11 protein-coding genes are annotated in these 12,489 nt (G+C 61.3%); 3 read left to right on the top strand and 8 right to left on the bottom strand.

Going from position 1 to position 12,489, the window contains the following annotated elements:
• Positions 1–186 precede the first annotated feature (186 nt).
• Positions 187–1,074, top strand: a complete 888-nt coding sequence (gene galU / locus PH552_RS24750) for a UTP--glucose-1-phosphate uridylyltransferase GalU (protein WP_183764879.1) — start codon at positions 187–189, stop codon at positions 1,072–1,074.
• 99 nt (positions 1,075–1,173) lie between these two features.
• On the opposite strand, the gene PH552_RS24745 is transcribed toward galU, so the two are convergent.
• On the bottom strand, positions 1,174–2,694 hold the full coding sequence (locus tag PH552_RS24745; RefSeq protein WP_183764876.1) for an outer membrane beta-barrel protein: 1,521 nt from the start codon (positions 2,692–2,694) through the stop codon (positions 1,174–1,176).
• Between the two features lie 198 nt (positions 2,695–2,892).
• On the opposite strand from PH552_RS24745, the gene PH552_RS24740 reads away from it, so the two are divergent.
• Entirely contained in the window at positions 2,893–3,888 is a 996-nt protein-coding gene (locus PH552_RS24740; RefSeq protein ID WP_113250004.1) for a KpsF/GutQ family sugar-phosphate isomerase, read from the top strand.
• Here the strand turns inward: PH552_RS24740 and PH552_RS24735 are convergent, their stop codons facing one another.
• Together PH552_RS24735 and PH552_RS24730 are read right to left on the bottom strand one after the other, a co-directional pair.
• Positions 3,889–4,347 carry an NfeD family protein gene (locus tag PH552_RS24735; protein ID WP_113250003.1) on the bottom strand — a complete coding sequence of 153 codons (459 nt, stop codon included), beginning with the start codon at positions 4,345–4,347 and terminating at the stop codon, positions 3,889–3,891.
• A gap of 1 nt (position 4,348) precedes the next feature.
• Positions 4,349–5,365, bottom strand: coding sequence for an SPFH domain-containing protein (locus tag PH552_RS24730; RefSeq protein WP_113250002.1), 1,017 nt, complete (start codon positions 5,363–5,365; stop codon positions 4,349–4,351).
• Positions 5,366–5,666: 301 nt separating this feature from the next.
• On the opposite strand from PH552_RS24730, the gene PH552_RS24725 reads away from it, so the two are divergent.
• Positions 5,667–6,575: a S1C family serine protease gene (locus tag PH552_RS24725; protein ID WP_183764872.1), complete on the top strand. Its 909-nt coding sequence runs from the start codon at positions 5,667–5,669 to the stop codon at positions 6,573–6,575.
• 76 nt (positions 6,576–6,651) lie between these two features.
• On the opposite strand, the gene hemH is transcribed toward PH552_RS24725, so the two are convergent.
• The 5 genes from hemH to PH552_RS24700 form a co-directional block, all read right to left on the bottom strand.
• Complete coding sequence (gene hemH, locus PH552_RS24720) at positions 6,652–7,686, bottom strand: ferrochelatase (RefSeq protein ID WP_113250001.1); 1,035 nt, start codon at positions 7,684–7,686, stop codon at positions 6,652–6,654.
• Between the two features lie 97 nt (positions 7,687–7,783).
• Positions 7,784–9,907, bottom strand: a complete 2,124-nt coding sequence (locus PH552_RS24715) for a 5'-nucleotidase C-terminal domain-containing protein (RefSeq protein ID WP_183764869.1) — start codon at positions 9,905–9,907, stop codon at positions 7,784–7,786.
• 145 nt (positions 9,908–10,052) lie between these two features.
• On the bottom strand, positions 10,053–10,376 hold the full coding sequence (locus PH552_RS24710; protein ID WP_113249999.1) for a hypothetical protein: 324 nt from the start codon (positions 10,374–10,376) through the stop codon (positions 10,053–10,055).
• 28 nt (positions 10,377–10,404) lie between these two features.
• Complete coding sequence (omp10, locus tag PH552_RS24705; protein WP_112343331.1) at positions 10,405–10,791, bottom strand: outer membrane lipoprotein Omp10; 387 nt, start codon at positions 10,789–10,791, stop codon at positions 10,405–10,407.
• Positions 10,792–10,971: 180 nt separating this feature from the next.
• Positions 10,972–12,423 (bottom strand): homospermidine synthase, encoded by a 1,452-nt coding sequence (locus PH552_RS24700; RefSeq protein ID WP_169645664.1) that lies wholly within the window; start codon positions 12,421–12,423, stop codon positions 10,972–10,974.
• Positions 12,424–12,489 lie beyond the last annotated feature (66 nt).

Raw genomic sequence — 12,489 nt, 5'->3', positions numbered from 1 at the left:
TCAATCGTTGGATTTCGGTGCGGCGAAGCAAATGGCATTCGCCCAAGCGTGACACTAAAGGAACGAAGTCAACAAATTCTTTACCATGGAAGTGAGGGCCAGTCATTATTTGCAAAACAGTAGCAAATCTAATCTACTGACGTTTCGAATGGCTTGGCGCCAGCGTTTAATGCCCAGGAGGTATGAGTGGGACAGCATAAGAAGGTGCGTAAGGCAGTATTTCCGGTTGCCGGACTAGGGACGCGGTTCTTGCCGGCGACCAAGGCGGTGCCGAAGGAAATGCTGACTGTCGTGGACAAGCCGGTGATCCAATACGTCGTCGACGAGGCGATGGAAGCGGGCATCGAGCATTTCGTCTTCGTGACGGGCCGCAGCAAGCACGTCATCGAAGATTATTTCGATATTCAGTTCGAACTCGAGCAGACGCTGCGCCAGCGCAACAAGAATGCCGAACTGTCTCTGCTGAACGGCCTGCTGCCGAAGGCCGGTACGGCGAGCTTCACACGCCAGCAGGAGCCGCTCGGCCTCGGCCACGCCGTCTGGTGCGCCCGCGAGATCGTTGGCGACGAGCCTTTCGCGCTTTTGCTGCCCGACATGGTCATGCGCGCCGAAAAGGGCTGCATGAAGGGCATGATCGAGCTTTATGAGCATAGCGGCGGCAACGTCATCGCCGTCGAGGAATGCGCGCCCGACCAGACCCATAAATACGGTATCGTCGGTGTCGGCGAAGCGATCGGCAGCGGTTTCCGCATCACCGAAATGGTCGAAAAGCCTGCCAAGGGCACGGCTCCGTCCAACTTCTTCATCAACGGCCGCTATATCCTGCAGCCGGAAATCTTCCGCATCCTGGAAAGCCAGGAACGCGGTGCCGGCAACGAGATCCAGCTGACCGACGGCATGCTGAAGCTCGCACAGACGCAGGATTTCGCCGGCTATCACTTCCAGGGCCAGACCTTCGACTGTGGCGCAAAGGATGGCTTCATCCTCGCCAACGTCGCTTTCTCGCTGGCGCGCGCCGATATCCGCCCGACCATCGAAAACGAGCTGAAGGCGCTGATCGCCGCCCTGAAATAAGCGCTTGCAATCTTCACAGGCAAAGCATCGAGGCCCGGTCATGCCGGGCCTCATGTCGTCTGCGCGGACAAAATTCACGGTACGGAGTGCAGTTTGAGGTCAGCGCTTCACCGTCAAGCCGACGCCGGCCTGAAGCTGGTGCGTGTCGTCGCCGGCCTTTCTGGTGGTCAGCTGATAGCCTATATTGCTGGTCAGATCGAGGTAGCGGTTGATCCCCCAGGTCAGGCCGAAAGCTGTGTCGTATTCGGTTTCGTCGGAGGCGCCGCCGTTGGAAGGATAGTCGCGCCAGATCGTTCCGCCCGTCACTTTGGCGGTCAAGTCGTCGCGCAGCTGATGGCTTACGGTGCTTGTCAGCTGGTAGGCGGTATAGCCGCTGAGGCCAGCCGTGGTGGAGGGCTGGACCGTGGTCGAGAGACCGATGCTGATATCCGTGCCGCGCTGCGGCGACCAGGCAAGATTGCCGTCGATCGTCGGCGAGTCCACGGACGCGAGGCGCGAATCATCGAATTGCGTGTGCTGATAGCCGAAGCCGAGCTCGCCCCTGAACTTTTCGCCAAGGTCGAATTCGACGCCGCCCTTGCCGCCATAGCTTTGGTTCGAGCGGGCATAGCCGTTGCTGTCGCGGGTCTGATCGTAGATTGCGCGGCCGAGATTGACTTCCACGAAGGGAATGATGGCGGGCGAGAGCTCGTAGCCGATACGTCCGCGCCAGGTGCCGGCCGTCTGGTCGCGGTCGCTGAGCGTGACCTTGGTTCCGTCGGAAAGCACGGCATCGGAATAGACCGTCCGCGTCAGCGCCAGTGCCGTCGTGCCACGCAGCAGGCCGAAGTCACGTTCCAGCGAAAGTCCGGTCGTGAATTGGTTGACCGCCGATTGCTTCGAGGCGCCGGCGATCGCGTTCGGGTCGCTCGTATCCTCGCGGTAGAACTGGTAGCCGGCGGTGAGATGCGCCGTGGTATCGGCGGGAAGATCGAGCCGCAGGTCGGCATTGAGATTGATGGTCGGCTTTTCTTCGCTCGTGCCGCTGAGGTTCTTTTGCCAGACGCCTTCGCCGGTGACGGTCAGGGCATGACGATCCCAATCCGAGGTCAAGGTGCTGCGCAGGTCAGTCTGCAGGAAAGTGCGATTATCCTTGGTCGAGCCGGTGCGATCCCGCTCGACATTGATGGACTGGTTGACGGAAGGGCGCAGGGTGAAGGTGCCGAGCGGTATGCCCTGGGCATCTGCGCGATCCGGATACTGGCGCGCCTTCAATCCATCGACGGTCGGTTCCGGCAGGTTGACGCGGCGCAGGTCGTTATCGAGCGTGGAGCCCGTGGTGGTGGGATCGACGCCGTCAAGGCGAAGGCGCATGTTCGGGGGTGAGTCGCTGTTCGACGCGCTGGCGGAGGCCGCGTTCGTCGGCTGGACCGGCTGCGCGCCGCTTGCGGAGGTGGTCGTCGGATCAGCCGGCGATGCCGATGCAGGCAGGCTGTCGTCGAGGTTCTGATCGGGCGAGAGAGATTGCGCATAGGCCGACATCGGCGCGGCGAATGCGATGCCCCAGCCGAGAACGGCAAAGGTCGCCCATGCCGTTAGCTGGAGGGCACCATGACCCGCCTTATCCTTGCCGATGTTCATTTTATTTATGTCTGACCCTGCTGGAAATGTCTTAAAATTCTTACCCAAGTGTAAAGCGGCGTGGTTAACGCTTGGTTGCCAAAGGACTACGCGCCGATGTGGATCGGCAATATTATCGACATGATATGGCCGGCCGGCGCTGCGGGCATAAGTCGATCTTTAGTGGACAGATTTGCAGAAAAGCGTTAGGCCTCGCTCATGAATAAGAGAGCTGTAAGACTCATCGAGAACGGTGCGATCGAATCCGCGATACGAACGATCGAGACCGAGAGACGGGGCATGGAGGCGCTGGAACGCGCTCTGACCAACGGTCTGGCCGAGCCCTTCAGCCGCGCGGTGGAGATCATCGGCGATATCAGCGGCCGTGTCGTCATCACCGGCGTCGGCAAGAGCGGCCATATCGGCAACAAGCTCGCCGCAAGCCTGGCCTCTACTGGAACTCCTGCCTTCTTCGTGCATCCGGTCGAGGCCAATCATGGCGATCTCGGCATGATCACCCAGGATGATGTGATCATCGCCATCTCCTGGGGCGGCGAAAGCGCGGAACTGCGCGGCATTATCAGTTATTCCCGCCGCTTCTCGATCCCGATGATCGCCATTACCTCAGGCGAGGCTTCCACTCTTGCACGCGAATCGGATGTGGTTCTGCTGCTGCCGAAGGAGCAGGAGGCTTGCCCGCACGGTCTGGCACCGACCACATCGACGCTGCTGCAGCTTGCCATCGGTGACGCACTGACCGTGGCGCTGCTGGAGGCGAGGGGCTTCACGGCCGAGGATTTCCGCACCTTCCATCCGGGTGGCAAGCTGGGCGCCAGCCTGTCGCATGTCGCCGATATCATGCACAAGGGTGATCGCGTGCCCCTGGTCAAGCTTGGCACCGGCATGCCGGAGGCGGCGATGACGCTGTCGCAAATGCGCTTCGGCTGTGTCGGCGTGATCGATGACGACGGTTGCCTCTGCGGCATCGTCACCGACGGCGATATTGCCCGTAATCTCGGCACCAGCCTCGCCGAGATGCGCGTGGACGAGGTGATGACCCGCAATCCGAAGACGGTCAAGGAAACGACGCTGGCAACGAGCGCCATGGCCGTGCTCAATCGCCACAATATCTCGGCGCTGATCGTCGTGGACGATGCACGCCGGCCGATCGGCGTCGTGCATTTCCACGATCTGCTGCGGATCGGTGTAGCCTGATCAGACGGGTTCGACCGTAAGCTCGCGGCCATTGCTGGCGACGACCTTGACGCGCGCGCCGATGGGCAGGTCCGGCCCGCTGACCGTCCAATAGGTATCGTTCAAGCGAATGCGACCCCGGCCCTCGCTGATCGGCTGATCCAGTGTTGCCGTTCGTCCGACCAGGCTGGCGCCGCGCTGATTGAGGAACGGCTCGTCCGTAACCTGGTCGTTGTTGTAGAGATAGCGTCGCCCGATCAGGGTGACGATCACGGCCGTGGCGGCGAAGACGAGCCCTTGCACCTGCCAGACCCAGAAGGCGCTGTCCCAGAAAAGCAGCGACAAAGCGCCGACGATGATGCCGGCCAGGCCGATCCAGACCAGGAAGAAGCCCGGAAGGATCAGCTCGGCGGCGAGCAGCACCAATCCGAACAGCCACCAGCTCCAGGGGCCGAGTTCCACGGCAAGATTGTCGAACATCTCAGCTCTCCCGAGATGGCAGCGGATTGACGGAAGGCGTGGTGCGAACCGCGCCCGACCGGGGGCGGGACGGTTGCGGGGCGCCATTGCCGTCGCCATTGTCACCGAAGACTTCGCGGGCGATGGCGCCGATGCCGCCGAGCGAGCCGATGATGGAGCTGGCCTCCACGGGCATCAGCACCACCTTCGAATTGCCGGCGGAGCCGATCGCGGTCAGGGCTTCCGTGTATTTCTGCGCAATGAAGTAGTTGATCGCCTGCACATTGCCTTCGGCGATAGCTTCGGAGACCACGCGAGTCGCCTTCGCTTCCGCTTCGGCGAGACGCTCGCGCGCCTCGGCATTGCGGAACGCCGCCTCGCGCTGGCCTTCCGCCTGCAGCACGGCTGCCTGCTTGGCGCCTTCGGCGCGTAGAATCTGTGCGTTGCGCAGGCCCTCGGCCTCCAGAACCTGCGCGCGCTTTTCACGCTCGGCCTTCATCTGCCGCGCCATGGCATCGACCAGGTCCTTCGGCGGCTGGATATCCTTGATCTCGACGCGCGTCATCTTGATACCCCAGGGTTCGGCCGCTTCGTCGACCACGCGCAGCAGCCGCTCGTTGATCATATCGCGGTTCGACAGCAATTCATCAAGGTCCATGGAGCCCATGACCGAGCGGATGTTGGTCTTGGTGAGATTGAGGATCGCATTTTCGAGATTGGTGATCTGATAGGCGGCCTGGGCCGCGTTCAGCACCTGAAAGAAGGCGACTGCATCGGCCGAGATACTGGCATTGTCCTTGGTGATGACTTCCTGCGTCGGCACGGATAGAACCTGTTCCATCACATTCATGCGGGCGCCGACCGTTTCGATGAAGGGCACGATCAGGTTGAGCCCCGGTTCCAGCGTGCGGGTATAGCGACCGAAGCGCTGGACCGTGTAGCGATATCCCTGCGGCACGGTCTTGATCCCCGCGAACAGGACCAGGATGACCAGGACGATCAGGGCAATCACGACGATGCTGAAACCACCGACTACCATCGAATTCCTCCATGGACGCGCCCGCCTGCGGCGGAACCGCGTCGCGTCAATCGCTGCCGCTCTGCCTCCAATCGCTCGCCCGAGCATAAGAGGCGGCAGCTCAATCAGATGTGGTGGGTTAGCATGTTCTCGACAAGTGAGGAATGGGCACCGAAGGGGAGGTGCTTGCAAACTCCAATCAATCAATTGCGACCGGGTCTTGCTTCCGGCGGTTGATCTTCATACTTTATTATGGAAATTTCCGGCTCCGCTGTTCCGCAGCCTTTCGAGCCAAGTCATCGCGCATCACCAGGGTGGAGCTATGAATATCGATAGGACCTTACGGTCGGTCGTGGCCGTGCACGCCTCAATTCCGGAAGATGCTTTCACAGCGGCAACGCTCGGCACCCGCAGGGAAGGCAGCGGCGTGGTTATCCGGGGCAATGGGCTCGTCTTGACCATCGGCTACCTGATTACGGAAGCCGACAATGTCTGGCTGACGACCAATAGCGGCCGCGTCGTGCCTGGCCATGTCCTGGCTTACGATCAGGAAACCGGCTTCGGCCTGGTGCAGGCGCTCGGCCCGCTCGACGTGCCTGCCCTGGAGTTCGGCGACGCCGACAAGGCCGAGATCGGTGATGAGGTCGTCGTGGCCGACGGGATCGGCCAGTTCGTCGAGGCGAAGATCGTCGCCAAGCAGGAGTTTGCCGGCTATTGGGAATATCTCGTCGATGAGGCGATCTTCGTTGCACCGGCGCATCCCTCATGGGGCGGCGCGGCTCTTCTCGATGAGGATGGCAAGCTTCTCGGCGTCGGCTCGCTGCATTTGCAGATGGCGACCCAGAATGGCGACAGCGCCGACATCAACATGATCGTGCCGATCAACCTGCTATTGCCGATCCTGGACGATCTCATCAAACGCGGGCGGGTCAACAAGCCGCCGCGGCCCTGGCTCGGCGCCTTCTCGGCCGAAAGCAATGGCGATGTCGTTGTCATGAGCGTCACTGAGGGCGGCCCGGCTGCCAAGGCAGGGTTGCGCCGGGGCGATATCATTTCGGAGATCCGTGACGGCGAGGTCGACGGTCTCGCCGACTTCTACCGCAAGGTATGGGAGAGCGGGCCGGCTGGCGCCGAGATCCCCATGCGGGTGCTGCGCGACGGCCGCGAAGCCTGGCTGCGCGTCAAGTCGGCGGATCGCAGCAGCTTCCTCAAGAAGCCGCAGCTGCAATAGGTTTCGAGCGGTTCAGCTTTTCACGGAATCTCTGAACCGCTTCATCTCTTTGTGCCGCGCTATTCCGGCCGGCCTCTTACACCCAGCCGAGCAGTTCCCGCCGCACGACCTTTTCCAGCACCTTCATGCCGTCTTCGCTGTCGTTGAGACAGGGAATATGGGTGAATTTCTCGCCGCCATTGTGATGGAAGGATTCAGCCGCCTGTTCGGCGATCTCTTCCAGCGTCTCCAGGCAGTCGGAAACGAAGCCGGGATTGAGCACCGCGATGCGCTTGGTGCCGTTCCTGGCAAGCTCCTCCACCGTCTTGTCGGTGTAGGGCTGCAGCCATTCCTCCGGGCCGAAGCGGGACTGGAACGTGACCATGAACTGATCTTCGGAGAGGCCAAGCTTCTCGCGCAGCAGCCTGCCGGTCTTCTGACAGAAACAGTAATAGGGGTCACCAAGCTTGAAGTAGGACATGGGTATGCCGTGGAAGGAGGCGATGATCTTTTCCGGCTGCCAGTCCAGCGTCGAGAGGTGACGGGTCACGGAATTGGCAAGCGCCTCGATATAGGTCTCGTCGTCGTGATATTGCGGCACGGTGCGGATCGCCGGCTGCCAGCGCATCTTCTGCAGTTTTTCGAACGCCTTGTCGTTGACCGTCGCCGTCGTAGCCGCCGCATATTGCGGATAGAGCGGAAAGAGCACGATGCGCTCGCAGCCATCGTCCTTCAGTGCCTGGATGCGATCGGCGATCGAAGGCTGGCCGTAACGCATGGCCCAGTCGACCTTGACGTTGGGCAGGTCGCGCAGCCGCTCGGCCATCAGGTCGGACTGGTTGCGCGTATAGGTGCGCAGGTAGCTCTCGTTCTTGTCCTTGTTCCAGATCGTCTCGTAGGCCTTGCCGACTTTCTGAGGCCGGGTATTGAGCACGATGCCGAACAGGATCGGGTACCATTTCCAGCGCGACCATTCGATGACGCGGCGGTCTGTCAGGAATTCGCGCAGGTAGCGGCGCATCGAGGAATAGTCTGTGCCGTCAGGCGTTCCCAAATTGATGAGCAGCACGCCGACCTTGCCGTATTTCACGCTGGGGTGATCGGGCGAAAGCGTGGTCAGGTCAGCTGTCATCGATTGAATTCCTCTCAAGATACGAAGCACTTCACATAAGAACAAAAGCCGGCCCGGGAAAGCCCGGACCGGCCCTCTCATACGAGACAAATCGTCCTCACTTGGTCGGGACCCTCAACTTTTCGCCGATCGTCAGGTGGTGCGGCTTGATATTGCGGTTGGCGGCCACGAGTTTGTGCCACTGATTGGCGTTGCCGTAATAGGTCTTGGCAATATCCCAGAGCGTATCGCCGGCGACGATGACATGAGTCGTCGGTGTCGTCGTTGGTGTCTTGGGCGGCTCGCTGGCGGCAGCTGCCGGTGCGGTTGTCTCCGGCGTTGTTGCCGCGGGCGCGCTCGTCGCGGGTGCCGACGTTGCCGGAGTTTCGGTCGCGGGTGCTGCCGTGGCGGGTGTTGACGCCGCCGGATCCGACTTTGGCGGAGTGGATGGCGTCGCCGTCGGATTTGTCGGCATGGTCGTGCTCGGTGTCGTGACGGTCGGTGGCGAAGAGGCGGGCGGCGTCGTGGAAGAAGCTGCGCCGCCATCCGCGGCCGGTGCCGGCTTCTGCTCGGGCGCGGCCTGCTGTGTCGCATCGGCCGGTTTTGCCGGCGCGGGCTGCGCCGTTGCCGCGACGGTGCCGACCTGGGTTATGCGGCCGTCTGTGTAGGGCTTGTAGGGGTTGTGGGCGCCAAGATAATCGGCGACCACCGATTCCAGATTGGGGCCGAAATCATAGGCGTTCTTGCCATCCTTGGCGAAGACCGCATAACCGTCGCCGCCGGCGCGCATGTAATTGTTGCTGACGATACCATAGGTTTTTTCCGGATCGATCGGCTTGAATTCCGTGCCTTCCTGTACCTCGACGGAGACGAGACGGCTGCCTGCGGGCTTGGTCTTGTCGAAGCTGTATTTGAGGCCGGCAACCTGGGGGAAGCGGCCGGCGCCCTCATCGATCTGGCTGAGGCCGTTTTCCAGCGCCGCCTTTACCTCCGCGCCGGTCAGCTGGAAGGTCGCAATCGTGTTCTGGAAGGGCAGCACGGTCAGAACATCGCCCATGCTGACATCGCCGGCGCCGATGGAGGCACGCAAGCCGCCGCCGTTCTGGATGGCGATGGAAATGCCCTGCGTCTTGGTGCGGTCGAGCATTGCATCGGCTACGAGATTGCCCATGGAGCATTCCTGAACGCGGCAGACTTCACGCGCGCCTTCAATGGGTCCTTGCGAGCTGCCGATGACCTTCTTGCGCAGTTCCTCGATCGGCTTGGCCATTTCCTGCACGCGGGCTGCGATCGCCGGATCGGGCTTGATGGAGGCATCGAGCAGGATCGGGTCGCCCTTGGCATCCTTGACGATGCCGTTATCGTCGAAGGTGACGACGAGGTCACCGAGATACTTGCCATAGGAGGCGGCCTGGACGACCGGCACCTTGTAGCCCGCCGGATTGTCGACCATGGTCGGGTAAGGGCCGGCTGCCTTCGGGTCGGTGTTCGACAGGAGCGTGTGGGAATGGCCGCCGACGACGATGCTGACGCCGGCGATCTTGGCGATCTTCTCGACATCGCGCGGATAGCCGACATGGGTGAGAGCGATGATCTTGTTGATGCCCTGCGATTTCAGCGCATCCACCTCGGCGCTGATTGCGGCGGCATCGTCGGTGATCTTCACATGCGGGCCGGGCGAGGCCAGTTCCGGCGTTTCGGTCGTTACCGCACCAACGATGCCGATCTTCTGGCCGCCGACATCGAGCACGATGGATTTCTTGATGCGCTCGCCGAGCTTCGACTGATCGTCGACCACCAGATTGGCGGTTACGACCGGGAACTGTGCCTTGTCGAGGAAAGCTGCAAGCGGGCCTTCGCCATCGTCGAACTCATGGTTGCCGACCGTCATGGCGTCGATCTTCACAGCGTTGAGGAATTCGACCTCGGCCGCGCCCTTGTAAGTGGTATAGAACAGCGAGCCCTGGAAATTATCGCCGGCATCGAGAACCAGCACATTCTGGCCGGCAAGTGCGGCGCGGCGCTGGTCGATGATGGTCTTCAGCCGGGCTGCACCGCCGAAGCACTCATTCTTGGCTTCCTCGGCTGCCGAGCAGGTCGCATCGAACTTGTTGATCGATTCCACGCGCGAATGGAAATCATTGAAATGCAGGATGTTGAGCTGATAGTCCGCGAAGGCGGCGCTGGTGCTGAGCGCCAGCAGCGTGGCGGCCAAAAGGCCCACTCCGAAGGGCTGCTTCATCTGTCTCTCCTGTTGGTCATCGCAATCCGGCCCGCCCGTGCCCATGGCGGTCCCCCCTGCCGATGTTTTCATCACGGGCAAGCGAGTGCAAGCAAAAGCTGTTGGCTTCATTAGGATTTTTACAAGCAGGGAAATGTGCGCCGGATCAGGCGCATGCCTCGGCGGAGGCGGGGCCGTAGGATTCCCGCAATGCCGCAGCGGCACTCCAGCCGGCGGCGCAGAAGATCAGCAGGCAGCAAAGGGAGGCTGCAAGATGAAAGCGCCGTTTCCGCTTCCGGTAGAGAAGGATCGCGCCGGCGCCATAGACCAGCAAGGCGGGCAAGGCGAAGATCAGGACGCCGATCGGGCCGTCGCAATCGAGCGCATCGATGCCCTGAGCCCGATAGGTATTGACAGGGAGAACCGTCGCCATAACAGCGGCGGGGAGAGCTGCGACAAGAGCGAGATAAAGGACCAGCACGCCGCGCATGATGCCTTATTCATCCGGCAGGCCCATATCAGCCCTGGCGATTGAGCGAGAAATGCCCGCCGGTTTCGGAGGTGCAATTGAGCTGGCTCGGATTGGCCAGGAAGCAATTCACCTTCGACGACGTGCGCTTGACGTTCGAATAAAGATTGATCTGGATCATGCCGGATGGATCGGTCGTGTAGGTTCCCGAGGCCATCTGCTGGTTCGTGCCATCAGTGGTATGCGTTTCGAATCGGCCGCTCGAGAATGTCGAGTTCAGCCCATTCGAATCGGCCCAGCGGCCTTCAACGGAATTCCCTTGCGGTTGGCCGCCGGTGTTCATTCCCATCGGCGGCGGCCTCGATCCGCCGAAATCGACGCAGGCGGACAAGGCTGACGCGGCAGCAACGAGGGCAAGCATGGTTCTTATCTTCATAAATGTCTCCCGCGAATAATGGCGGACTAAAGGCGCATCGGTTGCAAGGAAGATGACGCGACCATCGGGCTAAAGCAAGGCTCCACCACCGATCTGCTTGATTTATCTGGCTTGCGTAACAAAAATGCCCGCACGACTTGTGCGGGCATTCGGGTCTGGCATCAAGCTGACACTATACCCTTAGCGAACCAGAATGTTCCGGAACTGCCAGGGGTCCTTGGTGTCGATGTCCTCCGGGAAAAGGCCCGGGCGGCCATCGAGCGGGGTCCAGTCGGTGTAGTGACCTTCGACCGGGCCGAGATAGGGCAGCTGCACTTCGAGGCAGCGCTTGTAGTCGACTTCGTCGGCTTCGACGATGCCGGCCTTCGGGTTTTCCAGTGCCCAGACCATGCCGGCGAGAACGGCTGATGTCACCTGCAGACCGGTGGCGTTCTGGTAGGGGGCGATGCGGCGGGTCTCTTCGAGAGACAGGCGCGAGCCGTACCAGTAGGCATTCTTGGCATGGCCATAAAGCAGCACGCCGAGTTCGTCGATGCCGTCCTCGAGCTCGTCCTCGTCGAGAACGTGATGGACCGGCTGCGGCGTGCCGCCGTTGCCGAACATCTCGTGCAGCGAGAGCACGGCGTCGTTGGCCGGATGATAGGCATAGTGGCAGGTCGGGCGGAAGGTCACTTCGCCGTCCTTGTCGCGAACGGTGAAATAGTCGGCGATCGAGATCGACTCGTTGTGGGTGACGAGGAATCCGTATTGCGGGCCAGGCGTCGGGCACCAGGTGCGGACGCGGGTGTTGGCGCCCGGCTGTTCCAGATAGATGGCGGCCTGGCAGCCCTTCTTGTGCTTCTTGGCGTTCTTCGGCATCCACTCTTCATGGGTACCCCAGCCGAGCTCGGCCGGCTGCAGGCCTTCGGAGATGAAGCCTTCGACCGACCAGGTATTCCAGAAGACGTTGAGCGGCTTCGGATGCTTGGTGCGCTGCGTGTCCCGCTCGGCAATATGGACGCCCTTGACGCCGACTTTCTTCATCAGCTTGGCCCAGCCTTCGCGGTCGTGCTGATCCGGCTCGTCGAACTTCAAGCCGATATCCTTGGCGAGGTTGACGAGCGCCTGCTTGACGAACCAGGAGACCATGCCCGGATTGGCGCCGCAGGTGGAAACGGCCGTCGTGCCGCCCGGGTTCTTCGCCTTTTCCTTGCGGACGGTTTCGCGCAGCGCATAGTTGGTGCGGTCGGCATTCTTCATGCTCTTGTCGAAGTAGAAGCCGAGCCAGGGTTCGACGACGGTATCGATGTAGAGCACATCGAGCTTGCGGCAGAGCTTGATGAGATCGAGCGAGGAGGTGTCGACCGAGAGGTTGACGCAGAAGCCCTGGCCGCTGCCTTCCGTCAGGAGCGGCTTCAGGAGATCCTTGTAATTGTCCTTGGTGACATATTCCTTGATATGACGGACGCCATGCTTTTCGAGGATCGCCAGGTGCTCGGCGTCCATCTGCGGGTCAATGACGACCATCCGGCTTTTGTCGAATTTGAAATGGCGCTCGATCAGGGGCAGGGTGCCGCGGCCGATGGAGCCAAAGCCGATCATCACGATCGGACCGGTAATTTCGGCATATACCGGATAGTTCTCTTCCGTCATTCTTTTCTCCTTCGAAAGGCAGGACGCCGTTCGGTTTGCGAAATTCAATCAGAGTTGGCGCGAAAA

The sequence above is a fragment of the Rhizobium aureum genome (genome assembly GCF_030182495.1).
Lineage (GTDB): Bacteria > Pseudomonadota > Alphaproteobacteria > Rhizobiales > Rhizobiaceae > Rhizobium > Rhizobium tropici_C.
This window is presented reverse-complemented; position numbering and strand designations above follow the sequence as displayed.

Excerpts from the sequence above, each read along its gene's own strand:
- PH552_RS24745 (WP_183764876.1), bottom strand. The coding sequence starts at position 2,694 with ATGAACATCGGCAAGGATAAGGCGGGTCATGGTGCCCTCCAGCTAACG.
- PH552_RS24740 (WP_113250004.1), top strand. The coding sequence starts at position 2,893 with ATGAATAAGAGAGCTGTAAGACTCATCGAGAACGGTGCGATCGAATCC.
- PH552_RS24735 (WP_113250003.1), bottom strand. The coding sequence starts at position 4,347 with ATGTTCGACAATCTTGCCGTGGAACTCGGCCCCTGGAGCTGGTGGCTG.
- PH552_RS24730 (WP_113250002.1), bottom strand. The coding sequence starts at position 5,365 with ATGGTAGTCGGTGGTTTCAGCATCGTCGTGATTGCCCTGATCGTCCTG.
- PH552_RS24725 (WP_183764872.1), top strand. The coding sequence starts at position 5,667 with ATGAATATCGATAGGACCTTACGGTCGGTCGTGGCCGTGCACGCCTCA.
- hemH (WP_113250001.1), bottom strand. The coding sequence starts at position 7,686 with ATGACAGCTGACCTGACCACGCTTTCGCCCGATCACCCCAGCGTGAAA.
- PH552_RS24715 (WP_183764869.1), bottom strand. The coding sequence starts at position 9,907 with ATGAAGCAGCCCTTCGGAGTGGGCCTTTTGGCCGCCACGCTGCTGGCG.
- PH552_RS24710 (WP_113249999.1), bottom strand. The coding sequence starts at position 10,376 with ATGCGCGGCGTGCTGGTCCTTTATCTCGCTCTTGTCGCAGCTCTCCCC.
- omp10 (WP_112343331.1), bottom strand. The coding sequence starts at position 10,791 with ATGAAGATAAGAACCATGCTTGCCCTCGTTGCTGCCGCGTCAGCCTTG.
- PH552_RS24700 (WP_169645664.1), bottom strand. The coding sequence starts at position 12,423 with ATGACGGAAGAGAACTATCCGGTATATGCCGAAATTACCGGTCCGATC.